This window comes from Rhodothermales bacterium (assembly GCA_013002345.1).
Lineage (GTDB): Bacteria > Bacteroidota > Rhodothermia > Rhodothermales > JABDKH01 > JABDKH01.
This window is the reverse complement of sequence record JABDKH010000096.1, coordinates 38,658-62,011: the sequence shown is the minus strand read 5'-3', so window position 1 is coordinate 62,011 and position 23,354 is coordinate 38,658. Positions and strand designations below refer to the sequence as shown.

The 23,354-nt window shown below is 58.1% G+C and carries 17 protein-coding genes and 1 tRNA gene; 8 read left to right on the top strand and 10 right to left on the bottom strand.

Annotated elements, in window-relative coordinates:
* Positions 1-37 precede the first annotated feature (37 nt).
* Together HKN37_05130 and HKN37_05125 are read right to left on the bottom strand one after the other, a co-directional pair.
* Positions 38-2,002: a hypothetical protein gene (locus tag HKN37_05130; protein ID NNE46026.1), complete on the bottom strand. Its 1,965-nt coding sequence runs from the start codon at positions 2,000-2,002 to the stop codon at positions 38-40.
* 106 nt (positions 2,003-2,108) lie between these two features.
* Positions 2,109-3,143, bottom strand: a complete 1,035-nt coding sequence (locus HKN37_05125) for a dipeptide epimerase (protein ID NNE46025.1) — start codon at positions 3,141-3,143, stop codon at positions 2,109-2,111.
* Between the two features lie 509 nt (positions 3,144-3,652).
* On the opposite strand from HKN37_05125, the gene HKN37_05120 reads away from it, so the two are divergent.
* The 3 genes from HKN37_05120 to HKN37_05110 all read left to right on the top strand — a co-directional run bounded on the left by HKN37_05120 (position 3,653) and on the right by HKN37_05110 (position 6,794).
* Positions 3,653-4,942: a hypothetical protein gene (locus HKN37_05120; GenBank protein NNE46024.1), complete on the top strand. Its 1,290-nt coding sequence runs from the start codon at positions 3,653-3,655 to the stop codon at positions 4,940-4,942.
* A 9-nt stretch (positions 4,943-4,951) separates the two neighbouring features.
* Positions 4,952-5,206 carry an acyl carrier protein gene (locus HKN37_05115; GenBank protein ID NNE46023.1) on the top strand — a complete coding sequence of 85 codons (255 nt, stop codon included), beginning with the start codon at positions 4,952-4,954 and terminating at the stop codon, positions 5,204-5,206.
* Between the two features lie 166 nt (positions 5,207-5,372).
* On the top strand, positions 5,373-6,794 hold the full coding sequence (locus HKN37_05110) for a 2-isopropylmalate synthase (GenBank protein ID NNE46022.1): 1,422 nt from the start codon (positions 5,373-5,375) through the stop codon (positions 6,792-6,794).
* Positions 6,795-6,964: 170 nt separating this feature from the next.
* Here HKN37_05110 and HKN37_05105 read toward each other — a convergent pair whose 3' ends face one another.
* Positions 6,965-9,505 carry a T9SS type A sorting domain-containing protein gene (locus HKN37_05105; GenBank protein ID NNE46021.1) on the bottom strand — a complete coding sequence of 847 codons (2,541 nt, stop codon included), beginning with the start codon at positions 9,503-9,505 and terminating at the stop codon, positions 6,965-6,967.
* A 503-nt stretch (positions 9,506-10,008) separates the two neighbouring features.
* Here HKN37_05105 and HKN37_05100 point away from each other — a divergent pair.
* Both HKN37_05100 and HKN37_05095 read left to right on the top strand, forming a co-directional pair.
* Positions 10,009-10,275: an RNA-binding protein gene (locus HKN37_05100; protein NNE46020.1), complete on the top strand. Its 267-nt coding sequence runs from the start codon at positions 10,009-10,011 to the stop codon at positions 10,273-10,275.
* Positions 10,276-10,846: 571 nt separating this feature from the next.
* Positions 10,847-11,833, top strand: a complete 987-nt coding sequence (locus HKN37_05095; protein ID NNE46019.1) for an acyl-ACP desaturase — start codon at positions 10,847-10,849, stop codon at positions 11,831-11,833.
* Positions 11,834-12,133: 300 nt separating this feature from the next.
* Here the strand turns inward: HKN37_05095 and HKN37_05090 are convergent.
* Positions 12,134-12,207 (bottom strand) — tRNA-Met (locus HKN37_05090).
* Between the two features lie 144 nt (positions 12,208-12,351).
* Here HKN37_05090 and HKN37_05085 point away from each other — a divergent pair.
* Positions 12,352-13,560: a DNA polymerase III subunit delta' gene (locus HKN37_05085; GenBank protein ID NNE46018.1), complete on the top strand. Its 1,209-nt coding sequence runs from the start codon at positions 12,352-12,354 to the stop codon at positions 13,558-13,560.
* A 43-nt stretch (positions 13,561-13,603) separates the two neighbouring features.
* Positions 13,604-14,644 (top strand): Signal peptidase-like protein, encoded by a 1,041-nt coding sequence (locus HKN37_05080; protein ID NNE46017.1) that lies wholly within the window; start codon positions 13,604-13,606, stop codon positions 14,642-14,644.
* A gap of 11 nt (positions 14,645-14,655) precedes the next feature.
* Here the strand turns inward: HKN37_05080 and HKN37_05075 are convergent, their stop codons facing one another.
* The 6 genes from HKN37_05075 to HKN37_05050 form a co-directional block, all read right to left on the bottom strand.
* A complete protein-coding gene (locus tag HKN37_05075) occupies positions 14,656-15,906 on the bottom strand; it encodes a glycosyltransferase family 4 protein (protein NNE46016.1) in 1,251 nt (416 codons plus the stop codon).
* A gap of 752 nt (positions 15,907-16,658) precedes the next feature.
* On the bottom strand, positions 16,659-18,161 hold the full coding sequence (locus tag HKN37_05070; GenBank protein NNE46015.1) for an amidophosphoribosyltransferase: 1,503 nt from the start codon (positions 18,159-18,161) through the stop codon (positions 16,659-16,661).
* 31 nt (positions 18,162-18,192) lie between these two features.
* A complete protein-coding gene (locus HKN37_05065) occupies positions 18,193-18,657 on the bottom strand; it encodes a hypothetical protein (protein NNE46014.1) in 465 nt (154 codons plus the stop codon).
* Positions 18,658-18,661: 4 nt separating this feature from the next.
* The gene (locus HKN37_05060) at positions 18,662-19,957 is read right to left on the bottom strand and encodes an HlyC/CorC family transporter (GenBank protein ID NNE46013.1); all 1,296 of its coding nucleotides are present in this window, start codon (positions 19,955-19,957) and stop codon (positions 18,662-18,664) included.
* A gap of 187 nt (positions 19,958-20,144) precedes the next feature.
* Entirely contained in the window at positions 20,145-21,512 is a 1,368-nt protein-coding gene (locus tag HKN37_05055) for a sodium-dependent transporter (GenBank protein NNE46012.1), read from the bottom strand.
* Between the two features lie 232 nt (positions 21,513-21,744).
* Entirely contained in the window at positions 21,745-22,197 is a 453-nt protein-coding gene (locus tag HKN37_05050; GenBank protein NNE46011.1) for a single-stranded DNA-binding protein, read from the bottom strand.
* A 301-nt stretch (positions 22,198-22,498) separates the two neighbouring features.
* Between HKN37_05050 and mazG the strand changes: the two genes are divergently transcribed.
* Positions 22,499-23,308: a nucleoside triphosphate pyrophosphohydrolase gene (gene mazG, locus HKN37_05045; protein ID NNE46010.1), complete on the top strand. Its 810-nt coding sequence runs from the start codon at positions 22,499-22,501 to the stop codon at positions 23,306-23,308.
* Positions 23,309-23,354 lie beyond the last annotated feature (46 nt).

Here is a 23,354-nt window from a genome sequence, read left to right as displayed (position 1 = left end):
GCGCTGACCATATTCTTCTGTTATCGTGGCACCCGGGTTACTTCAGCAGAGTCATCTTCCGAGCCAGTCGAAAATTACCATACTCCAGCGTGTACACGTACGAACCGGAGGCAACAGGGATACCCCTGTCGCCCAGACCGTCCCATGTGGCGGTATGCGCCCCCGCCGGAAGTCGCTGTCCGTCGACAAGCGTTCTGACCAGGCGCCCGGCAACGTCGAAGACCCGTACACTAACCGTCTTGTCGATCGGCAGCGTGAAGTTGAATTGCGTCGACGGATTGAACGGATTCGGGTAATTCGACGAGAGATGATAGTCGGTTGGCAAGACGATCTGCGCTTCCGAATTCACACCGAAGGACTCGGTGAGTTCGAAGATTCTGAACACGGGCCGGTGTGGGGCGGCCACCCTGCTGCGAACACTACGGCGATAGAATCCGGCGCCGGCATCCCACACCTCATCAATCGTTGCAAGTGAATCGTTGATGCCGTAGAACCCGACGGCCACCTCGATCAGGCCGTCCCCGTCTGCATCCCCAAGGAAGGAAACGCTCGTCGGCGAGATCTCTTCCGGGCGGTTCGTCGGGAAGGCGCCGAAGTCGCCGGCGTTCTCGTGGTACACCGTAATCGCACCGGCGGAGTCGCGAACCACGACGTTGAAGAGCGTGTCGAAGGGAGTTATGTCAAACTCGACCTCGCTGAGCCTGTAGTTTGAAGGGTCCTCAGGATCGCCGCCCTGACCGCCGACCCACTCGGCGACACGAAGATACTTTGGCGTTCTTCCGGCATCGTAGTCCTGTCCGTCATAGCCGCGTCCTGCGCCTATGAGTTCGAGCGTGCCGTTGCCGTCGATGTCTCCGGCATCGATGCCGTATGCACTGAGGGGGCCCACGAGATCCACCCTGAACTGATCCGCTGTTATCTGCAGTGGATCCTCTCCCTGCTCGTAGTTCATGACGGAGACGTACTCGTACTGTCCGCCGTCAAAACCGTACTCGCGAGGATAAAAGATCTCGTCATCTCCGTCGTCGTTGATGTCTACGACGACTCCATTGAACCACGAAAGATCATCAACGCCCAGACTTGCCGTGGCCTTGAAGAAAAGGTTCGGATCACCTGTTCCAGGCACCTTGTATTCGTCCGGACCGAGAACGTCTCCGTTGTGGAAGTTGAAATCATTCCACGAGTGGAATGAGATTTCGTACGTGCCGTCACCGTCCAGGTCGGCGGCATTGACGGCGTACGTACTCCCGCCGCCACGATCAACCGGGTCGTAGTCCTCGCCTCCGCCAACGCCCGAGCTGAGTCGCAGCTCAACCACAAGTGTTTCGAAGCCGGAACCGATATCCCCGTTAACGGAGAGAATCAACCACTCGTCATTCCCGGTATCGTTGGGGAACAGCAGCTCTTCCTTGCCATCACCGTCAATGTCAATGGTGGAGAAGTTGTCCGACTTCATATAGCTTGGAATCGGCTCTCCCAGCTGCTCAACGCTGAATGCCGTTGCCTCTGCGGTACCGAAGTCATTGTCCGTACCGGTGAACTCGTAGATGAAGATTCCCGATGTGGTTCCGGCAGGATTCGCTCCCACAAACTCATCTCCGCTGATGAAGATGATCTCACCGTTGCCATCTCCATCGAGGTCACCCCCCGTGACATCCCTGCACGACACAATGAAGTCATTGGCAGGATCAAGGGTGTCCTCGTAATACGGTGTTGAGTATACCAGCTCCCAGGTGTCCGCTCCGGCGACCTCGAACACGTGAACTCGCTGGCCTCCCGAGAAATCGCAGACCAGCACCTCGATCTTGCCATCACCGTCGAGATCAAATGGTCCGTTGGCCGCGAAGGATCCTCCGAACTGGCCTCCGACCATGGTCTCCGAAAACGGCTGCGTCGGGTCGGCTGGAATGAGCGCGTCCCACACGAAGTCCGTCGTCTGGGCCAGGGAAGTCGAAGCTGAAAGAATCAGAGTGAGTGCGAAAAGAGGAATGGCTGTTCGCATGACGAAGCCTCGCGCTCTTTGATGTTTGACGTGAGCGGACAAGGTATGTGAGGCGGACACAGGCGTCAACCGGCAAGGGTTGATTCAGGCGTGTGATGAACACGGTTCAGTCGCCTCCAATCTCTCCACGAAGGCGGGCCCCGATTCCAGGTCGGTTGGGTAGATGAATCCGTGCCTCGTCATCGTATGTGAGGCCGTCGATCGGGTCGTTGCTGATCAGGAAGGGCGGGTCGAGGTCGAGCCAGTCGGCGAGGCCGGCAAGGTGTGCCATGGCTGTGACACCGAGCGACGTTTCGACCATGCACCCGAGCATAATCCGAAGGCCGAGTTCACGAGCGCGTCGGATCGCGGTGAGGGCGGGCCCGAGCCCCCCAAGCTTCATCAGTTTGACATTCACGCCCGTCACGCCCGCGGCAGCCAGGACGTCTACATCGGCGAGTGACTGCAGCGATTCGTCGGCCACTACGGGGACACCCACCCGCGACTGCACCCAGCCCAGTCCCTCTATGTCATCCTTTGATACGGGCTGCTCGGCAAGGGCGAGGCCGTAGTCTCCCATGGCGCGGACGTTCTTCACGGCGACCTCTCGCGTCCAGCCGGCATTGGCATCCACGTAAAGCTCTGCGTCAGGGCGAACCTGTCTCACGGCCATGAACCGATCGAGATCGCCGTCCGACCCGAGTTTCAATTTCAGAATCGGGAAACCCGATGTTTGCGAGGCCACGCGAGCCATTTCTTCCGGCGAATCCAGACCGATTGTATATGATGTGGAAAGGGATGTTGGGGTCGGGAGTTCAAGTAATTTATGAAGTGTTTTTTTCTTTCGTCGGGCGATTCGATCGTGCAAAGCCAGACTGAGCGCGCATCGTGCCGGCGGCGGACCCTCGGCGCCAATCCAGCCATCAATCTGCTCGACGTCGTCGGGGAACGGTTCGTTCTTCTCGCCGGCCGCATCCCAGAAAGCCGTCATTGAGTCCGGCTCGATGCCGTAGTACGGCGGGATCGTTCCTTCGCCCAGGCCCTCGTCATTGGCCAGCCGAATCAGATAGGCGACACGTGTGTCGCTTATGCCGTACGACAGGCCGAAGGGACTTCGCAGCTGCAAGGTAATTTTCTGCCAGCTAATGGATGAAGGGGTCATGGTCGTTCATATGATCGAACTGAGAAACCCGGTCTTGCACGGTCTTCGGGGTCGACCGATCGCGCCGGCTGGAGTTTTTCCGGCCAAGCCGCGACGCACTTCGCTACGTTCCATGTTGCCTTTCTTAGTTCCTGGCAGTTCCGCGCATCGATGTCGAGTCAAAGTGAATGGCGGCAACGAAGGCGCTATAGGCCAGGCTATTCCGATTTGTCAGTTGACGGAGGCACGACAAGGTATTAATCAAGACCGTGGATGACCTTATCACAACCATGTTGAAGTTTGTGCCGGACGGGCGTGGTCGCCGAAGCTCTTGATTGGCGGGTATCCGATCAAATTGCTGTGAAGGGCTGCGATTGGGGCACTCGCGTCCTTTCTGTAGGGCCTGCCGTGAAGAGTTTTCAGGGTTATCCCGACAAACACTATGGCGAGCACAAGGTTTTTTTTACGAGATTGTATATGCAGGAAACCGGGCCCCGGGCAGATTCCACCAACCGACCACCTCCACGCCGATGAGACTCATTCTCTTTGATCTGCCCGGAGACGGGCGAATGTCATTCGATCCGCTGGCGCTCAGCCGTCCCATCTGGGAACTGCGGTGCGGAATGACCTCTCTCGGTGACAAAATTGTTCAGCGAACGGGCGCGGTCGATGTGGCCGCCTTTGTACCGCCCTACATGGCTGACGCCTACATGGAGACGACAGATCGGCCCGTGAACGATGTAAGTGTGCTGGCCGGTGAGGACATACTCCTCGTTGATGGGCGAGTCAAGGCTCAGAGCCTGGAAGTCGACAAGCTGCCACCCGGCGGCGTCGTACTCAGCGACGACGGCAACGTGCTGGTCGCACGGATCTCGCAAATGGATCGGGACACGAAGTCGAGCCAGTCCATCGAAGCCGTGCTGAAGTCGGCCGCGGACACCCTTCGGCGAGTCGACCTGCCGGTGGAAATCTGGAATTACACGTGGGAGTTGATCCTGGAAAACCCGGACCAGTTGACCCGGGACTTTCGCGCTGCCGGAATGAGTGGAATTGAGGGTAAAGTGGAGCAGCCGAATGCCATTCGAGGCAGTAAGAACGATGTCTTTATCGCACCCGGTGTCGTCGTGCACCCCATGGTAGTGCTTGATGCTGAGCACGGCCCCATCTACATCGACGAAGGGGCGGAAATCCATCCGTTCAGTCGTATCGAGGGCCCCTGCTACGTTGGCAAGAACTCGATCTTGCTGGGCGCCAAGTGTCGTGAAGGAAACTCCATTGGGCCGATGTGCAGGATCGGAGGCGAGGTGGAAGAGTCGATCGTCCACGGGTATTCGAACAAGTACCACGACGGATTTCTCGGTCACGCGTACGTGGGCGAGTGGGTGAACCTGGGCGCACTTACGACCAACAGCGACCTGAAGAACGACTACTCCGATGTGTCGGTGGTTCTGGATGGACGCAGGGCCATTCCGACGGGATCACGCAAAGTCGGGTCGCTCATCGGCGACCATACGAAGACATCCATTGGAACGCTTTTCAACACGGGTGCCTATGTCGGCTCGATGGCGCTGATCGCAGGGACGGGCAAGCCACTGCCGAAGTTCATTCCTTCGTTTGCCTGGTTTCTGGAGGGCGTCGTAACAAAGGGATTTGGAAAACGAAAACTCTACGACACGGCGCGGATCGCGATGGGCCGCCGGGGGCGAGAGTGGACGGAAGGGCAGGAGGCGATGTGGGAAGCCGTTTTCGATCTCACGGCTCCTGCAAGAAATGATGCTATCAAGAAGGGGCGTCGCGTCCTTACGAACAAACACAACTAGGAAAACCATATGGCGAATGTCGAAGAGAAAGTTATGGCCGTCACGGCCCGGGTCTTGCGGTTGGATCCGAGCGAAATCAAGTCGGATTCTAACTTCGCGCTGGATCTCGGGGCCGAGAGTGTGCAGTCCATCGAGCTGGTTGCCAACTTCGAGGAGGCGTTCGGTATTGAGATGGACGAGGATGCCGCTCTATCCGTCGATACGGTTGGCGGGGCCGTCGAATTCATAACACGCGTCTGCGTGGAACAGGGCGTGGAAGTCTGACGGTTCGATAGTACCTGCCACACGACCTGGCGGTAGCGCACAAAAGTTATCGGAGCGCCTGGCTGCTACGGTATCCACCCAGGATGTTTGAGAGCATAGCAAATATCGCACGTCCCGATTCGTCGATCGAGGTAATCGACGTTGCGGTCGCGCGAGGAGTAATCCCATGCAAGTAGAAGAGATGCACAAGGCTGCTGCGCGCAGGCCGCATCCCCTGGTCAACACGACCGAACCAAATTTACTGGACGACACATTCAACTACGATCTGCCGCCGCTGATCAAGTTCGATGGTCCGATTGTCGAGTACATCGACGGGAAGCAGGTGATCTTCGATCCGGAGGACACGAAGAAGCGGGACATATTCATTACCGACACGACGTTTCGGGATGGGCAGCAGGCGCGGCCTCCGTACTCCGTAGAGCAGATGGTTCACCTGTACGATCTTCTCGCAAAGATGGGCGGGCCGAACGGCGTTATCCGGCAGACCGAGTTCTTTCTGTACACAAAGAACGACCGCGAGACGTTGGACAAATGTCGAGCGCTCGGCCATCGCTATCCCGAATGCACGGGATGGATCCGTGCCGTGAAGGGGGATTTTCGACTGGTGAAAGAAGCGGGTCTGAAGGAGACCGGGATGCTCACTAGCAGCTCCGACTTTCACATCTTCAACAAGCTGAAATTCAAGAGCCGCAAGGAGTGCATGGACAGCTACTGCGAGGTGGTCGAAGCGGCGTTCGAGGCAGGAGTGCGACCGCGCTGTCACTTGGAGGATATCACCAGGGCGGACTGGGATGGCTTCGTATTGCCGTTCGTCGACAGGCTGATGAAGATGAGCGAACAGGTTCCGGATGAGCTGTCGGTCAAGATCCGAATCTGTGACACGATGGGATTCGGGATCAGCTATCCAGGTGCTCAGCTACCACGCAGCATTCCCAAGATGGTGTACAAGCTGAACCAGGAATGCGGCGTTCCGAGCGACAGACTGGAATGGCACGGGCACAACGACTTCCACAAGGTTCACATCAATGGTACGACGGCGTGGCTGTATGGCTGCGACGCGAACAACGGGACCCTGTTCGGATACGGAGAGCGAACGGGCAATCCGCCGGTTGAAGGTGCACTCATGGAGTACATCGCGCTGAAGGAAGATCTTTGTGGAATCAATACCGAGGCCATCACGGAAGCGGCCGAGTATATGAAGTCAATAGGTCTTCCGATCGCGGATAACTATCCGTTCGTCGGGAAGTACTTCAATACGACACGTGCCGGAATCCATGCCGGCGGACTCCGAAGTGACGAGCGGATCTATAACATCTTCGACACCGGCAAGCTTCTGGGTCTTCCACCTCGCGTGGCCATCACGGACAAGAGCGGTGCGGATGGTATTGCGCTCTGGGTGAATGAGTTCTTCGGGTTGAAGGGGAAGGATCGGATCAGCAAGATCAAGATCCACAAGGTCGCCCGATGGGTGATGGATCAGTATGAGGTCGACGGGCGAATCACGGCTATCAGCGACGAGGAGCTCGAGCAGAAGGTGCACGAGCTGATGCCCGAATACTGGGAGAAATACCACGCCAACGGTGCGTGATCTGCCTCGCCATGGCTTAGAGCTGAACGATCGGTCAAGCCCGGCATCCTCGGATGCCGGGTTTTCGGCTTCTCGTGGACCGGGCAGGGGACCGAGCTCTGACGTGCGCTGTCCGGACGTGTGGCCCGCGGGTCGTTCGTGCGGACCACATACTCACCGGCTTGACGCGTTCACCGGACCAGCAGCATTCGCTTCGTGACGGCGATATAGTCCGTCCGCAGCACGTAGTAGTAGACACCTGTGGTGAAGCGGCTTCCATCGAAAGTGACGGAGTGTTCTCCGGTCGAACGGCTGGCGTCCACAAGCGTCGCTACGCATCGACCCAGGACGTCGTACACCCGGATGCTGACTGGAGTAGGATGCGTCAGCTCGAAGTCGATTTGTGTTCGTTCGGCAAACGGATTTGGATAGTTCTGATGCAGGCGATCTGTCCCCGGTACCTCTGCCGTGATATTGGTAGAGGATCCATCCTTCGAGAAGATAGCGGTCAGCGTGGCATCCCCTGTGAGAACGAAAGACGTCGTGTCGGTCGCCGACGCAGAGGCTCCCTCCCATCTTTCAAAGCGGTAGCCCGGTTCTGGAATCGCGCGCAGCCGCACCGGGACATCCGTGAAGAACACGGCTTCAAAAGTTGGACCGGGCATTCGCACGCCATCGGCGTCGATGTGTCCGGCTTGCGGCTCCTCAACGCGCAGTGTCAATCGCGATGATCCGGAGAGTCCGAAGTGGTTATAGAAGTGCGGTCGAACAAACAATGGGCGCTTTACCGCGAACTCCCTCATGATATCGATTGCGTCCTCCCATGTCGAGGTGAAGGAAATCGATTTTGGCCAGCGCTCTTTGTGAGCTGGAATCTCACCGGCGATGACGGCCCGCAGACTGTCAATGGTGTGAAGGACTCGGTCGGGGGCGAAGGTCGTGTTCATGTGCGCCGCGAAGCGCTGGATGAACTCGCCGCGGAAGGTCGGATTCTGTAGAAGTGTTCGGAGCAGCAGCGTCGACCACGGTGGGTTTGGCCATTCAGACCCGTTCGGGTCGGTCGCGAGAGCGAGCGTATTGCTCGTAAAGAGGCCGTTCCCGTTGCCGCCAAACCCGAAGTCCATATCAAAAATCATCCAGCGCCAACGACCGTCGGGAGTGCCCGGTCTCCACTGTTTGAGGTTGTTGCCCGGCCAGTCCGCATTCGCCGAGTAAATTTCTGCGACCAGGTAGTCGATGTAAGCGTCGACATCCATGTAGCTGTCGATTACGTCAAGTGCAGCGGGGTCGGTCATGTCCGTCGAGAACATGAACGCCATCATCTCATCGTAGTGCGCCGACTGCCCGAGGAGATCTGCCTTATTGCCTTCGAGTATTTCTACCGCCTCTGGATCTACACCGTAGTGATCCTCGAGGTAGTGTTCGTTCTGTTTTTCTCGCAGGTTGTGAATGCCCCAGTACTCGCCATTGAGGAATACTACGGCGGGCCGGTACGCCTGAGTCTCAATCTGCATGCCCTGGCCGATCACGGTCTGAATCATGCCGTCCCGAAACATGGACCGCCACCAGTCCTGCGCGGACGATCGCAGGACCAGATTGTTGTACGACGAGAGGCCAGTGGTTTCGAAAACCGGATAATCGATTCGGGATGCACCGTAGCTGCTCCGGGCGTAAATCGCCAGCGACTTCTGGGGATAGAGACGGGTGCACCCCCCGTGGATCTTGACGCCTGCATCGATACTGAATCCCATAGAGCCGTCGGGCTCGAAAAACTCCACGTGTATCGGGCGTTCCCAATCTTGATTCCAGTTCAGCGGAACGGATCGGCAGTAACCTGGAATCCCGTTCGTTCCCTCCACGTAGATGCCGATCTGATCATCGAAGAAGTTGGCAGGATCCGTAGATAGCGACACGACCGGCAGGGACCTCGATTCCCCGATCAGGTACGAGTGCGTCGCGACCGTGCCTGGAAGATATCCGTCCTTGAACACCGCGGCGCGGATAACCGTTGTCGCAAAGACCGAAACAGAAGACTCGTAGACCTCGGAAGTAGGCGTGGGTGGCGATCCGTCCGTCGTGAAGCGAACGGTAGCTCCCTGCAGGCTGCTTGAAATGCTGACGGATGTCGCCGCCGTGTAGATTCCTGCCGTCGGGCTGAAGGCAGGAGCATCGGCGATTCCCAGGAAGCCGGATTCGGGGTTCGGTGCACCCGGCGTCGGCTGATCAAAGAAGCGCATTTCTGTGGAGGCGTCCGGACTTCGGCCGAACGAGACGTCGGCAGTCTGGGGACCGAACGTGATGACGTCGATGGCATTGCCGGCCGCATCAAACAATCCAATGGCTTCACCGGCGGCAGCGAGGCGGAAGCTGGTGTGGAGGCCGGTGTCCATGCCATCGGCCCAGATGACGGCGTAGCCTTTTGATTTGATGGTCAGAGTAGCGGGGAAGCGCCACTTCAGCGGAGCGGCAAGGTCGTCCGAAAGGAACAGGTCACTGAGGTCGACAGATGCCGAGCCTGGATTGTGGATCTCCAGCCAGTCCGCGTACTCGCCGAAGTCCGGGTCGGCGACGGTCGCGTCATTCGCCGCCATGAACTCGTTAATGACGAGGGCCTGGCCGGTCGCCAGGTACGGAGTCAGCAATAAAAGGATCAGTGTGCTGATGCCAGTGGCGGGAGCTCCCCGGAAGTCTAGGTAGTTCCGGAAATGACGCATATGGTTGCGAATCATCATTCTATCAGCTTTGATCCACAGTCGGTACGGGCCCGGAACGTAGCAGGAACCGTCACGAGCACGACGATCATGGAAACAATGCCGTTGGCGGCTCAAAGTTGCCGTGTTTCGCTTGTCGAGGTCCGAAGCGATATCCTTTCAGGACGGATTGAAGGTGCCGGCGCATCGGCCCAGAATTCTTGAACATAGCCTGGAGCAGCGATTCGGCTCGGTCCATTGCCGCGCCGTGGCCCGAAACTGCTGCCCCAAGAGCCCTGTCTGGGGTTTTGGATGGTCGGCTGACCCTGCACGAATGGCGGGGGAACAGGCCGCTAGACTCCGATCTGGAGATTCGCGTACAGCGAGGGAACCTTTCATTCAGTACTACGTGCAACTACCTCACGTTATTCGTATCGGCGGCCGACTCAAGCTTTCAGCCCACAGGATGTATACGCGTCCACGAAGTAGGTTGGAAGCTTTTTCATTTGGCGGTAAGCTGATGCGATCTTATCAGGTTTAGGTTAATGAATATCTACGTAGGCAATCTGCCGCACGCAACCACGGAATCCGAACTCAGAGAAGCATTTGAGGAATACGGGTCCGTTAGTTCGGCCGCGGTCATCAAGGACAAGTTCACGGGAGATTCTCGTGGTTTCGGCTTCGTCGAAATGCCCAATGACGCCGAGGCACAGAATGCTCTCCAGGGGCTCAATGGTCAGGATCTTGGCGGTCGTACGCTGAAGGTCAATGAGGCCAGAGCACGCGAGCAGCGCTCGCAGGGTCGCTACTAGACTCCGCAGGCTTTCTGTCGGAAAAGGCTCGGCCCAACGGCCGGGCCTTTTTCTGTTTGCGGTTTTTTCACTTCCGGCGTCCTGGCTGCCGATGAGCGAGCAGCGCCGGATAGAGCCAGACGAGCAGAGGTCAATCACTTTGTTTTCCGGCACTCCGCAACTCCGCCTGGTGGACCGTCGCAGTGCCCGCGGTCACGAGACACTGGCCCACTCACCGTTCGTCGTTGTATCGACCTGACACGGGTTCCCGAACCCGGCGCGAATTTGATTTTCCCAGCCCACAGGCACTTGGGGCTCGTTCGACTGGCGTTCCCGGCACGAGTCCATTATTTTCGGCTTGTTCGTAGGACACAGCGCCGGTTCCGAGCGTGGTCCCTTCACCTTGTTGCGCAGGACCATACGGAACGGTCATCGCTGAACCGATGAAGGTGGATTGCGGGACCGATGGTGAGATATGCCAGAGCGCATTCTCACGAAAGGTCGCGCGAAGTGGTTGCAGGATTACGTCCGACGTACTCCGAGGACGATCGTATCACAGTAATCTTGAGGGAGTCCAGTCTCTTCAATCAACGTGGAAACATTTGAGCCCGCGAAACGAGAAGTTCTGAACGCCATCGAGCCGATTGTCGAAGCCAACCTCGACCTGCTCGTAGACATGAACGCGAAGAAATGGTGGCCGTCCGATTTCTTCTCATGGATGGAGACGCCGGATTATCACGAACCCCTTGCCGAATTGAGAAGGGAGGCGGAGGGGCTCGGCCCGGGCATTCTGGCGAGCATTGTCGGTAACACCATTACCGAGGAAGCCCTCCCGAATTATGGTGCGAGACTCGCGACGCTTTTCCCGGATCCCACCGGTATCGTGGAGCGGCCATGGAACCAGTGGTCGCGGGGGTGGACCGCCGAGGAGGACATGCACGGGCGAGTCCTCAACGACTATCTGATGTTAACAGGGCGCGTCAACATGGAAGCCGTCGACAAGACGATCTTCGGTCTGTTGAAGGGAGGCTTCGAGCAGGATGCGGATCTGTACAAGGGTGTACTCTATCCGATGTTTCAGGAGGTCGCCACGATGGTCTCACACGTCAATACAGGCAAGATTGCGAAATCGGAAAACGCCGACACGATGGCGACGATGTGCCGGAGCATTGCCGGCGACGAAGCGCGCCACGCGAGGTTCTACTTCGCGGCGGGGAAGGCTCTGTTCGAGATAGACCCGGAAGGCGCTTTGAAGTCGTGGCATGCACTGATGAAGGACGGCATCATCATGCCGGCGCTCTACATGACGGACGGAGAGACTCCGGCGCCGAACCTGTACAACAATTTTGCGAGCATAGCACAGGAGGTCGGAGTCTACACGCCAATGGACTATGCCGACATTCTGAGGGACTTTAACGACCGGCTCGGTGTAGCTGATCTTCGTATCAATGGAGAGTCGGGTCGAGAGCAGGAGTACCTCGCTCGCCTTCCTGACCGGATCGAGAAGATCGGTGCGTATCGGATGAGCAAGAAGCGCGAACCCGTTCCGCTCAGCTGGCTCAATGGGGTGAAGGTGTAGGTCTTCGTGCTGCATCGGGGTCGGCCGTGGATTAACCGGTCACTATCGAGCATGGGCCTGCCTACCCGCGGTGTCACGCCTGGTCCGTTGGGGATGGGAATGGCCTCTGAGGACGGAGGAGATCTCGCTGTTGGAGTAAATGCGCCGATGCATGTCGCTCAGTGCCCGCCGGGATCATCGGAATGAATGTGAACAGCAAGCCAACGCACAGTTCAAAGTGGACGGCCGTCCGGTATGTCCGATTGTTGTCAGGTGCGGTCATCCTTTAGACGAAACCGGGTTCAATAGTGCCGAGACGTGTGGCGCGAGGCGGACTTGAACCGCCGACCTACGGGTTATGAATCCGTCGCTCTGACCACCTGAGCTACCGCGCCGCGTTCACCTCGCACGTACGAGGCAGCCCTAAAATACGGTACGCCGCTCCAAAGTTCCGCGGACCGCCGCGGTCACGACCAGGGCACACCCGCGCGGAAAACAGCACCTTTAGACTTTCTTGTCGCCGCGGACGATCTTGGAGCATGTCGACCTTCATCCCCATCAATCAGACCCGGGCCCGGGAGGCGCTCCGCAGCGCCATCGCCAGCGAGCGTGTGGCCCACGCCTACCTCTTCCACGGACCGGACGGGGTCGGAAAACGTGCCGTCGCTCTCGAATTTGCGAAGGCCCTTCTGTGTGAGAAGGCATCGGGCGTGGCGTGCGGAAGTTGCATTCCCTGCCAGAAAGTGTCGCGCGGTGTCCACCCCGACCTGCACGTTCTGATCCCGCAGCCAAAGGATGCTGATGCGGCCGATGTAGCGAAACGACTGTCCAGGCTTTTCCAGAACCCGTACGCCACAGTCGATTTCGCGCGCAGGCCCGTGCTGGATGATCCCGAACGTGTATCAAGCAAGCAGGCAGGTTATCTCATCGACAGGGTGCATGCGGAGTTGCACAGGGCCTTCAGCTTCAAGCCCGTCGAAGGGGCGTACAAGATCGGCATCCTCACGGACGCCCACCTTTTAGGTAGGCAATCGGCGAACGCGTTTCTCAAGCTGCTTGAGGAGCCGTCACCCCGAACGGTCTTTGTGCTGACGACCAGCCGCATCGACCACATTCTTCCTACAATCCTCTCGCGCTGTCAGAGAGTCGTCTTTGCCCCGCTGCCGCCAGCCGAGATCGCTTCGCGCCTGGTCGACGAGACCGATCTTACGAGAGAAGACGCGGACGTAATTGCCCAGATGTCGGACGGGTCGTTCAGCCGGGCACTCGACCTCGCAGGTGACACCGGCCTGATGGCGATGCGCGCGAGCGTAGTAAAGCTGTTCCGCGTGATATGGCTTGTTGACGGGAGCCGGAAGCCCGACGACGTGGATCGCTTCATCGACATGGTGGCCGAGCATGCCGGACTCGGACGCGAGCGCCTGAAAAACCTCCTGCGGCTGATGCTGGGCTGGCTGGGAGACATCGTGACGTATCGCGCAACCGGTCACGTAGACCTCCTCGTTAATGTTGACCAGGCGGAGCAAGTGCAGAAATTTGCGGACAACCTGTCAGAGGCCAACGTGCCGGGCATGATCGGGCTGGTTGAGGAGGCGTTCGAACTGATCCAGCGCAACGTTCACCTCACTCTGCTGGTTTCGCGATTGTATAATGAGTTGCGGCGCGCCATGCGAGGAGAGGACGTCGACCGGTTGTACGTACCGCTCGTCGAGTGGACTCAGACGGAGGCGCCGGTGCCTGCTCCATGAGGCGGTGCGCATCTTGTGGCAAGAACGATACGAGAGGGCATACATGGGTTGCGGATCTTGTTCGGCCGGCGGAGGGAGCCAGGCGGGCGGAGCGTGCCGCGGCGGCGGCTGCGCGTCCGGATCCGGTTGCTCAACGATGCACGTCTTCGACTGGCTGAATGAAGTCAATACGTCGGGCGAGTCCACCGACTACGACGTCTTCGAGGTTTCGTTCAAGGGGGGCCGACGCAACTTCTTCCGAAATCAGAGAGACCTGCAGGTACGTACAGGCGACTTTGTCCTGGTGCAGGCCGACCGGGGTCTCGACTTCGGGACCGTCCACATGTCGGGCGACCTGGTTCGGCTGCGGTTCAAGTCTAAAGGTGGCCACGAGGAAAATGATCTTCCGACCATCGTGCGCAAGGCGACTCCGTCAGACGTCGATCGCTACGAAGAGAACAAGAGCAAGGAGACGGATTCATTTCTGGTGGGGAGGAAGTCGATCGAGCGGCGCAATCTGCCCATGAAACTCGTCGATGTGGAGTGGCAGTTCGATCATAAGAAAGTGACTTTTTACTTCACCGCAGAGAACCGCGTGGACTTCAGGGAGCTCGTTCGGGATCTCGCCCGGCGTTTTCACGCTCGTGTTGAGTTGAGGCAGATCGGTGCCCGAGATGAGGCCGCGCGAATCGGTGGGATCGGATCCTGCGGGCGTGAGCTTTGCTGCTCGACATGGCTGCAGGAATTCAAGCCGGTCACGACGCAGGCTGCGAAGACCCAGAACCTGCCTCTCAATCCGGTTCGACTCAGCGGCCAGTGTGGACGGCTGAAGTGTTGCCTGAACTACGAGCTCGAACAGTACATGAGCACGCTACGACGATTCCCCCGAGTCGATACCGTCGTGAATACGCCGGCGGGGGAAGGGCGGATCAAGAAGCTGGATATCTTCAAGGATATCGTGTGGCTGCTTTATTCCAACGGGACGTGGGAGGATCTGCCGCTTGCGGACGTCCGCCGGTACCTCGGACTCGAGGAGGGTGACTCAGACCTTCCACCGGAAGACATCAACCCGATGAATGTACGCGGAGATCGCGGCTTTGCCTGACCGCGGCGGGCTCACTCGTCGTCGTCAGCAGACGGCGACCTGTCCGCTGCGACCTCGACGATGTGTCGATAATAACGATCGATGACCGCGTCGCGTGCGTAGTAAGACGCCCGCTTCCGGCTGTTCTTTTGCCACGATGCATAATTCGGATTGGAGGCCAGGCCGGCGAGCGTATCGGCGACTCTGTGAACATCGTCCCACGTGTGGTGGATTCCAATTTGATTCTCGATCACTTCGGCGCCGAGCGGGCTGTCGCGGTCACTGATGGCGAGGACGGGTGTACCCGCGGCTGCGGCCGGCACGAGTTTGCTCGGAATGAATGAGCCTCCGGATCCACTTTTTTCCGTAATCACAAACAGGTCAGCCTGTTGGAGGGCCTTTGCGAAGTCATCTTCGTCGGACAGACCCGACAGTTGAAACCGATCGTCCTGTCCTCTGGCGGCCCACTCGCGCAGGGCCCTGGCGGTGCTCCCCGCCGCGCGGATGTCGAAGATGAAATCCACATCGCTCGACCGAAGGCTTTCGCACAGGCGCTGAAGGTCCTGCTTCGTGCCGAGATTTCCTGAATACAGCAGGCGGACAGGTGAAGCGGGGCGGTGATTGGGGTCCCTTGGAAACTGCTGCACAGCCTCTTCCAGCGATCGATGCATCCAGTTCGGGAAAAGCAGCACGGGCTGGTCGTGACGGGCGATGGGGCTAAGCTTTTCGCGCATGACAGGAGAGATGGTACTCCACACTTCTGCGCGGTTGAACAGTACAGACTGGATAGACTCCAGCACTTTTCCGATGATGCCACCCGAAGCTATTCCACCGGCGGCCGCCGCTGCGGCTGAGAGGTCCTGAACATTGAGCCACAGTCTCTTGCGATACAGCAGTTTAAGTACCGCTCCAAATGCTACGCCTCCGACCAGGGGGCAGTACGCCATCACGAGATCGAACCGGCGGCTGCCCGGCAGCGTCCGGAGAAGAGAAAAGAAGAACGAGGACTCGTACACCATGCGTTGCACGAGAGAGTTGGGATTGCCCGGGATATAGATCCCGAGTCGCTCCACGTGAACACCGCGGTCTTCGTAGCGGTGGATTGCCAGGCCGTTGCGCCCCGTCTTGTCCGTCCACTCAGGGTAGTACGGGTATGCACATCTTACGGTGACGTCGACCCCTCGCTCGACAAGTCCTTCGAGCAGGTCGCTGAACAGAATGCCTCCGCCCAGGTCAGGCGAATAGACATTGACCACGACGAGTAATCGAAGGGAGGGGGGCATGATGGCCGAACGGATTGGAGGCGTTTGTCGAGAAGTTGGTTGAATTCAACACTACGCAAATGTGAGGCAAGGTGGGTCGAACTCGAAATGAAAAAAGCACGTTCGCTGTATCAGCGACCGTGCTTGATGATGTGATCCAGGATGGATCTGAGATGAGAGGCAAGTTCTTCTAGAGCAGCTGTAGCACCACGAAGGCAAGCAGCCCCACTATCCCTGCCCATACGGATGTGTTCCTGATTGCCAGGTCTACATGATTGCGCATGTCAGTCGGGGGGGTTGATAAGAACAGTGAACAAGGGATGAACTTAAAAAAGTTATCGTCTATTGCAACATATTTTTTCACGGTTTAGGTGCTCCAGAACGAACCATCACAGAAAGTTCACGAAATCTACATATTTAAACGTGTTCATCGAATCGATTTCTCCTTCGTCGCTTGAATGCCCGCGGTCATCGCAAAGGCTTGCAACAGATTAGGCATCGTCCGCTGCCGGGCGGAAATGACATCGTCATCCGGAGATTCTACCCCGCATCCGTCTCGACAAGCGTGCCCTGTCGGCGACCTTCGTACTCACTCGCGGAGTTGCTCGTAGTGGCATGCGAAGCGAGAAACGCACGTTGCGTTAGCACTGACAACAGTGAGCGCGCGTGGCTCTAAGCTGCCTCCGTCTGCGGATCGGGATGACGCTGACGAGATGCCCCGGCGATGAGATCTTACCAGCGAGATCGGGGACGATAAACGGCAAGCGGTTCGCCTACCAATCGTTCTCTTCTTTCGCTACGCCTATCTCCACCGGCACCGGATAGTTGGCGCTGAAGCACGCATTGCAGAATCCGTGCTCGGATCGGCTGGACGATTTCACCGCGTCCATCAGGCCTTCGACGGAGAGATAGCCGAGGGAGTCCACCTCCAGCCACGACTGCATTCTCGCCAGCTCGTTGTCGAACTGATTGGCAAACAATTCCTCGTAGCTCGGGAAGTCCATCCCATAATAGCATGGACTGATCACCGGCGGTGACGAGACCCGGAAGTGGACTTCGCGGGCACCCGCCTCCCGAAGCATCCGGACCAGCAATTTGGCTGTCGTTCCTCGCACGATTGAATCGTCAACCACTACGACAATTCTGTCCTTCAGCACGCCTTCCACTGTGTTGAACTTGCACCGGACCCGCTGCTCACGCATGTCCTGGCCTGGAGAGATGAACGTCCGTCCCACGTAGTGATTGCGGATGAGGCCAATCTCAAATCGACAGCGGTGCCCCATCTTCTGACATTCAGAGACATACCCCAGGGCGGCCGTGTTCGAGGAGTCAGGCACGGATATCACGATCGGCTGTTTTTCCTCCGGCGATACGACGGGTACGGGTGCATCGTGCGCCAGCTGCTTTCCGATCTTTCGCCGGACCTTGTCTACCATCTCGCCGAAAACCTTGGAGTCGGGTCGCGAGAAATAGACGTATTCGAAAACACACTGACTTACGCCGTACCTGCTTGGAAGTGAATACGATCGGAAGTCTCCATTCTCACATCCATTGCGATCGATGACGACAACCTCTCCCGGAAGCACATCACGAACGTACTCGGCGCCGATCAGGTCGAACGCGCAGGTCTCGCTTGCGACGCAGTAGCTATCGCTGCCATCTGTGCCCCCTCCAGGCACGCGACCCAGGGCGAGAGGTCGAAAGCCATTCGGATCGCGAACGGCGATGAGCTCCTCATCCGTCAGGATCACGAGAGAGAACGCGCCCTCGAGCTGCGACAGCGCGTCGAGAATCTGATCGATGCGTTTCCGGCGCCTGCTCTGCGCGATCAGGTGCAGGATCAGCTCGCTGTCACTGGTCGACTGAAACAGGGTACCGCGCTCGCTGAATGTTCGGCGAAGTTCGCGGGCGTTCGAGAGATTGCCGTTGTGAGCAAGCGCCAGGTTTCCGTTCCGATAGCTCACCACGAAGGGCTGGATATTGGATCGGTTGCCCGCGGACCCGCTCGTGGAATAACGATTGTGGCCGATTCCTGCTGCTCCCAGCAGTTTCGTATCGAATATGTCGGGATCGTCGAACACGTCCAGCACCAGGCCGAAGTCGCGATGCGTGGGCATCACCTTGCGCTTCTTGTGTTCGTCAAAAGTTGAGGTCACGATTCCGCACGATTCCTGTCCTCTGTGCTGCAGGGCGTGCAGTCCGTAGTAAATCGAGCGTGACGTATCGGACGAGTTGAGAATGCCGAAGACGCCGCAGTATTCCTTGACTTCTGTCATCTGGCCTTGTTTGTGGTTCTTCGTCTTGTTCTCAAATCAGGATAAGCGTCGTCGCCACTAAGATACCAAATAGGTCGGCCGCAAGATCGCGCTTGCTGAAAACACCCGAGCCGCTTCGCCGATCTCTCAACTCCTTGGCGAGCCCTGCCGAGGCCGCGATACCGATTGACAGCGGAAGCGCTTCGTGCTCTGTGAGTCCGGCCTTGTTGACGAAAACATACTGGCTACCGAGCGTGAACAGAAAGCCAAACGTTGCGTGCTGCACCTTGTCGAATCCCAGCCAGGGGTCGTTTGGGCTGCTCAGCAACGCCGTATCGTGTGGCTGTACGAGTGGTGCGGCGTGCAACATCCGCGCTCGTACGTATGATCCGGAATCCGTCGTGAAATTGGAGTGCGGCAATTGTGCGTATCCGGTGCCGCACGTCAAGAGCACGAGCGCGATCAAAACGGCGGGGCCTCTCGACGGACACGTCCTGGTGCTAATCAGATTATTCACCGATTCACCCACCCGATGATGTGACGTCGCGGTCGATCAACACGACATCAGCCGACTTGATTCGCCGATCGTCGACCTCTTTCACCGTGATCTTGAGGCCATGATAGGTGAAGACATCGTTGACGGGCGGTATGGCCCCTGAAAGGTGCAGTATGAGTCCGCCGAGTGTTTCGAAGTCGAACACGTCGGTATCTATCGCCAGTCCGAGAATGTCATTCAGGTCGTCGAGATCCAGGCGGGCATCGCAGCGATATGCGTTCTTCCCGATCTTCTCGTACAGCGCTTCCTCAGCATCGTCGTACTCGTCACGAATGTCTCCCACGATCTCTTCGAGGATGTCCTCAAGCGTCACGAGTCCGGCCGTTCCTCCGTACTCGTCGACTGCAATCGCTACATGTGTCTTCGTCGCTTGAAATTCCTTCAGGAGATCATCAAGCTTCTTTCCCGTGGGGACAAAGATGGCTTTGCGCGCTATGGACTGCCAGTTGACGGCGCGGTTCGGCTCACCGTTGTGGGTCAGATTGGGGAGAAGGTCCTTTGCGTGGATGATGCCGAGTATGTTGTCCAGGTGCTCGACGTAGAGCGGAAGGCGCGAATGGCTACTTGATCGGATGATCTCAAGCGCATCGTCGATTCCGGTGGAGACCTCGATCGCGATAATATCCAGACGGCTCACCATCACTTCTTTGACCGTCGTTTCTCCGAACTCGACGATGGAGTGGATTAGCTCCCGCTCCGCCTCTTCCAGCGTTCCATGGGCTTCACCGATTTCCGCCATCACCTTGACGTCGTCGCCGGAGAGCGGTCGCAGTGGACTAAAGCGACCGTGGAGAGATTTTGTGAGGCCCGAAATTGAGCGTGACAGCGGATGCAGGATCTTGTGGAATGGAAGAAGGACGGTAGACACATGGCGGCTGAAACGAATCGAGTTGCGCCGTGCGAGCAGCTTTGGTGTGATCTCGCTCACGACCAGAATGACGAACGCAAGAACGATGACCTCGAGGATTACGGTGAGGACCGGGTTCCACTGAAACGCAAGAGCAACTTGAGCGGTAGCGACTGCCGCGATCATGGCCGCGGCTACGTTGACGATCGTGTTGAGGATGAGAATCGAAACGAGCAGCTCGCGGGGATGCTCGAGCAGCTTCAGTACCCGCTTGCTGGCCTTGTCGGTCGATTCGGCGAGGAGGTCGCGAGCGCTCCAGTCGAGGGAGAACAGAGCGACCTCGCTACCGGAGAACATGGCAGACGCTCCCAGGAGCAGGCAGAAGATGAGGAATTCCACCGCAAGCGTCATCACGTCCAGGGTAGGGACTGCGGCGGTCTGTAAGAGGAGAACGGCTAGCGTCTCAGACGCAGGGGCGGGGTCCAAGGCAGGCGAGGGTAACGGCCTCGATTAGTTCAACGGCGCAAACAGTGGCGGTCGGTCAAATATAACTCATCCGTGGCTGCCGCACGCACCCTGATTCCAGTGGCGGTCCGCGCGCCTAGAAGTAGTTGCCCGTCACGATGATAAAGATCAGCACAATCGCGACTGCTACCGGGCATACAAAGCGGATCAGGAAGCTCCACAGCCCTGCGGCCGGCAAGGCGAAACCGCCGCCCTCCAGTGACGCGCGCGCAGCAGGCACGCCCCATTTCCAGCCGACGAACACACATATCAGCAGCGCACCGATACTCAGGGAGAAATTTCCCCAGATGATGTTCTGCAGATTCAGGAAGCCGCCACCGGCCATGTTCGTCAAGGTAGCATTCGCGCCCTGCGACAGCGCCGACGGCACAGCCAGCACCATACACGTGCTTCCGAGCACCCATGCGGCTTTGTTGCGCGACCAGCCACGCTCGTCCACGAAATATGAGACGACGACCTCAAGCAAGCTTATTGTTGACGTAAGAGCGGCGATCGTGAGCAGGAAATAAAACGCGATGGCGAAGAAGCCCCCGGCCGGGAGGCTGTCGAATATGGTTGGCAGCACGACAAAGACCAGGCTCGGACCTGCACCCGGCTCAACGCCCACGGCGAAGAGGGCCGGGAAGATGATCAATCCGGCCAATACAGCGATCAGGGTGTCGAAGACGGCCACCGAGACGCCGGCGATAGGCAGGTTCTCCGATTTCGGGAAGTAGGATCCATAGGTGATCATCGCACCCATCCCGAGGCTCAGGCTGAATAGTGCCTGCCCCAGCGCGTTCATGGCCACGCTCGTCGTGATCTCGGAGAAATCAGGCTTGAACAGGTACGACACGCCCTCCATCGCGCCGGGCAACGTCACGGCCCGAATAGCAAGAATGACAAGGAGGATGAAGAGAAGTGGCATCAGGACCTTCGTCGCCCGTTCGATTCCTCCGGAGACGCCGCCACGCACAACGAGGATAGTAAGCAGGAGAAAGGCGACAGTGAGTACGATCGCGAGCAGAGGATCACCGACAATCTCTCCGAATATCGCTTCGCTATCTGCCGCCGTGAGATTCATGCCGAAGCCGCCGACAATCGCCTTGTAGAGATACGCGAGCGTCCACCCTGCGATGACACTGTAAAAGGAAAGGATGCCGAATCCGGTGGCAACGCCGAGTCCGCCTACGACAGGCCACCAGGAGCCCGGAACAAGTGCCTTGAATGCGCCGACGGGATTCCGTTCGGTCTGACGGCCGATCGAAAGCTCCGCGAGGAGGACCGGTATTCCGATCAACGCAACGAACATGAGGTAGATGAGCACGAAGGCTCCGCCACCGTTCTCACCCGCCGTAAACGGGAAACGCCAGATGTTGCCAAGACCGATCGCTGATCCCGCTGCGGCGAGGATGAAGCCGGTCTTCGAGGTCCATAATCCTCGGTCGGAGGGCGCGATCGCCATGAGTTATTCCGGATTTGCTTGGGGTGGCCGTACGTCGAGCGAAGTCGGAAGATAACACAGTCCACAAAAAACGTGACATCACGGAGGCGTCGGGCAGACACGATCGTCCGTGATGGAGAGTTCATTATTCACCGCCGCACGTTGATGTGCCGTCGGGTTGAGCGCTCCGTTCAAGAAAAAAATCCCCTCCGCAGCGAGCGAAGGGGATTCAAATCTGGATTGACGATCGTCGTTAGAACGGCAATTCGTCGTCCGGCTCGAACGTTGCGCTGCTCGAGTCCGAAACCGCTGCCGGCTCCTGCGCTCGCTCTTGATACGATGCGCCGCTGCCGCCCATGCCGTTCTCGGCGCCACGCCCACCAAGCATCATCATCTCACGGGCCTTCACCTCGGTGACGTACTTCGTGTTTCCATCACGATCCTCGTACGAACGCGTTTGCAGGGAGCCTTCGAAGTAGACCTGCGAGCCCTTCTTCAAGTACTCGGCGCAGATCTCCGCTAGACGACTCCATGCCACCACCGTGTGCCATTCCGTTCGATCGACGAGCTGACCGCTGGCATCCTTGTACGACTCATTCGTCGCCAGCCTGATGTTGCAGACGGCCGTCCCCGAGCCCGTATAACGCAACTCCGGGTCCTGGCCGAGATTGCCGATCAGCATAACCTTGTTCAGTCCACGTGCCATTATTACACCTCCTGACTAATTAACTATAACACGAGCCCCTGGCGATTCCTTACGAGTCCACCGGACATTCCGGCTGTTCACTCTTCAGCACGAATCCACCAGGAGATGTAACTTCCCCCCGGCGACTCACCGCGGGGTACAGTTAACTGTTAAGACACATTCCGGTGCCCCGGAATAACCTCGAAACACGCAGCCATTCGTGATCTCTTGCCGCTCTTCACACAAGAAGCGTGTGCGGAATGGCAAATCGGCGGGGAGACACTGAGGCCGGTTGTATTATGAAGCGTCAATCAGTTTCCTGATGTCGAAAATTTACGATTCTCAGTTCGAAGAAGGTAGCGCCGGGATCGACGCCTATGCCGATTTCGTCGCAATTGTTCGACAGCTCCGGCGGGACTGCCCCTGGGACCGCGAGCAGACGCACGATTCCGTCAAACATCTCCTGATCGAAGAGGCCTACGAGACCGTCGAGGCCATCGACGCAGGCGACTGGTCGGAGTTAAAGCGCGAACTTGGCGATCTGCTGCTTCATGTTGTATTTCATAGTGTTATAGCGAATCAGAATGGCTATTTCACGTTGGAAGATGTGATCCAGACGGAGACGGAAAAACTTGTCCGAAGGCACCCGCATGTGTTTGGCGATGTGGATGTGGAAAACGTGGGCGAGGTCCTCGCCAACTGGGAGGAGATCAAGCTGAGCGAAGGTGAGCGGAAGTCTGTAATCGGAGGCATTCCGGCCCAGCTTCCGGCGCTTCTGCGTGCCCACCGCATGCAGGAGAAGGCGGCCGGCGTAGGGTTTGACTTTCCTACACCTGCCGATGCGTGGGACAAGGTGCGCGAGGAGCTGGAAGAGTTCGAGCGACTGGATCGGACCGGGTCCGCCGACGCCGAGCGTGACAGGGAGTTCGGCGATCTGTTGTTCTCTCTCGTCAACTATGCCCGCCTCACTGGCTTGAACGCGGAGAACGCCCTCCGCCACACAATCGGGAAGTTCGCGGATCGGTTTCAGTACATCGAGTCGGAACTTGATGCACGCGGCAGTTCGGTCGTCGACGCCGGCCTGGAGGAGATGGATGCCCTCTGGGACGAGGCCAAGCGAGCAGAAGACTGAATCACACTCACGCCGGTCCCTCGAAGTGTCGGTCGTCAACTAATCT

What these genes read in the sequence shown, in the direction of transcription:
- HKN37_05130 (NNE46026.1), bottom strand. Translation starts at nt 2,002, where the DNA reads ATGCGAACAGCCATTCCTCTTTTCGCACTCACTCTGATTCTTTCAGCT.
- HKN37_05125 (NNE46025.1), bottom strand. Translation starts at nt 3,143, where the DNA reads ATGACCCCTTCATCCATTAGCTGGCAGAAAATTACCTTGCAGCTGCGA.
- HKN37_05120 (NNE46024.1), top strand. Translation starts at nt 3,653, where the DNA reads ATGAGACTCATTCTCTTTGATCTGCCCGGAGACGGGCGAATGTCATTC.
- HKN37_05115 (NNE46023.1), top strand. Translation starts at nt 4,952, where the DNA reads ATGGCGAATGTCGAAGAGAAAGTTATGGCCGTCACGGCCCGGGTCTTG.
- HKN37_05110 (NNE46022.1), top strand. Translation starts at nt 5,373, where the DNA reads ATGCAAGTAGAAGAGATGCACAAGGCTGCTGCGCGCAGGCCGCATCCC.
- HKN37_05105 (NNE46021.1), bottom strand. Translation starts at nt 9,505, where the DNA reads ATGATGATTCGCAACCATATGCGTCATTTCCGGAACTACCTAGACTTC.
- HKN37_05100 (NNE46020.1), top strand. Translation starts at nt 10,009, where the DNA reads ATGAATATCTACGTAGGCAATCTGCCGCACGCAACCACGGAATCCGAA.
- HKN37_05085 (NNE46018.1), top strand. Translation starts at nt 12,352, where the DNA reads ATGTCGACCTTCATCCCCATCAATCAGACCCGGGCCCGGGAGGCGCTC.
- HKN37_05080 (NNE46017.1), top strand. Translation starts at nt 13,604, where the DNA reads ATGGGTTGCGGATCTTGTTCGGCCGGCGGAGGGAGCCAGGCGGGCGGA.
- HKN37_05075 (NNE46016.1), bottom strand. Translation starts at nt 15,906, where the DNA reads ATGCCCCCCTCCCTTCGATTACTCGTCGTGGTCAATGTCTATTCGCCT.
- HKN37_05070 (NNE46015.1), bottom strand. Translation starts at nt 18,161, where the DNA reads ATGACAGAAGTCAAGGAATACTGCGGCGTCTTCGGCATTCTCAACTCG.
- HKN37_05055 (NNE46012.1), bottom strand. Translation starts at nt 21,512, where the DNA reads ATGGCGATCGCGCCCTCCGACCGAGGATTATGGACCTCGAAGACCGGC.
- HKN37_05050 (NNE46011.1), bottom strand. Translation starts at nt 22,197, where the DNA reads ATGGCACGTGGACTGAACAAGGTTATGCTGATCGGCAATCTCGGCCAG.
- mazG (NNE46010.1), top strand. Translation starts at nt 22,499, where the DNA reads ATGTCGAAAATTTACGATTCTCAGTTCGAAGAAGGTAGCGCCGGGATC.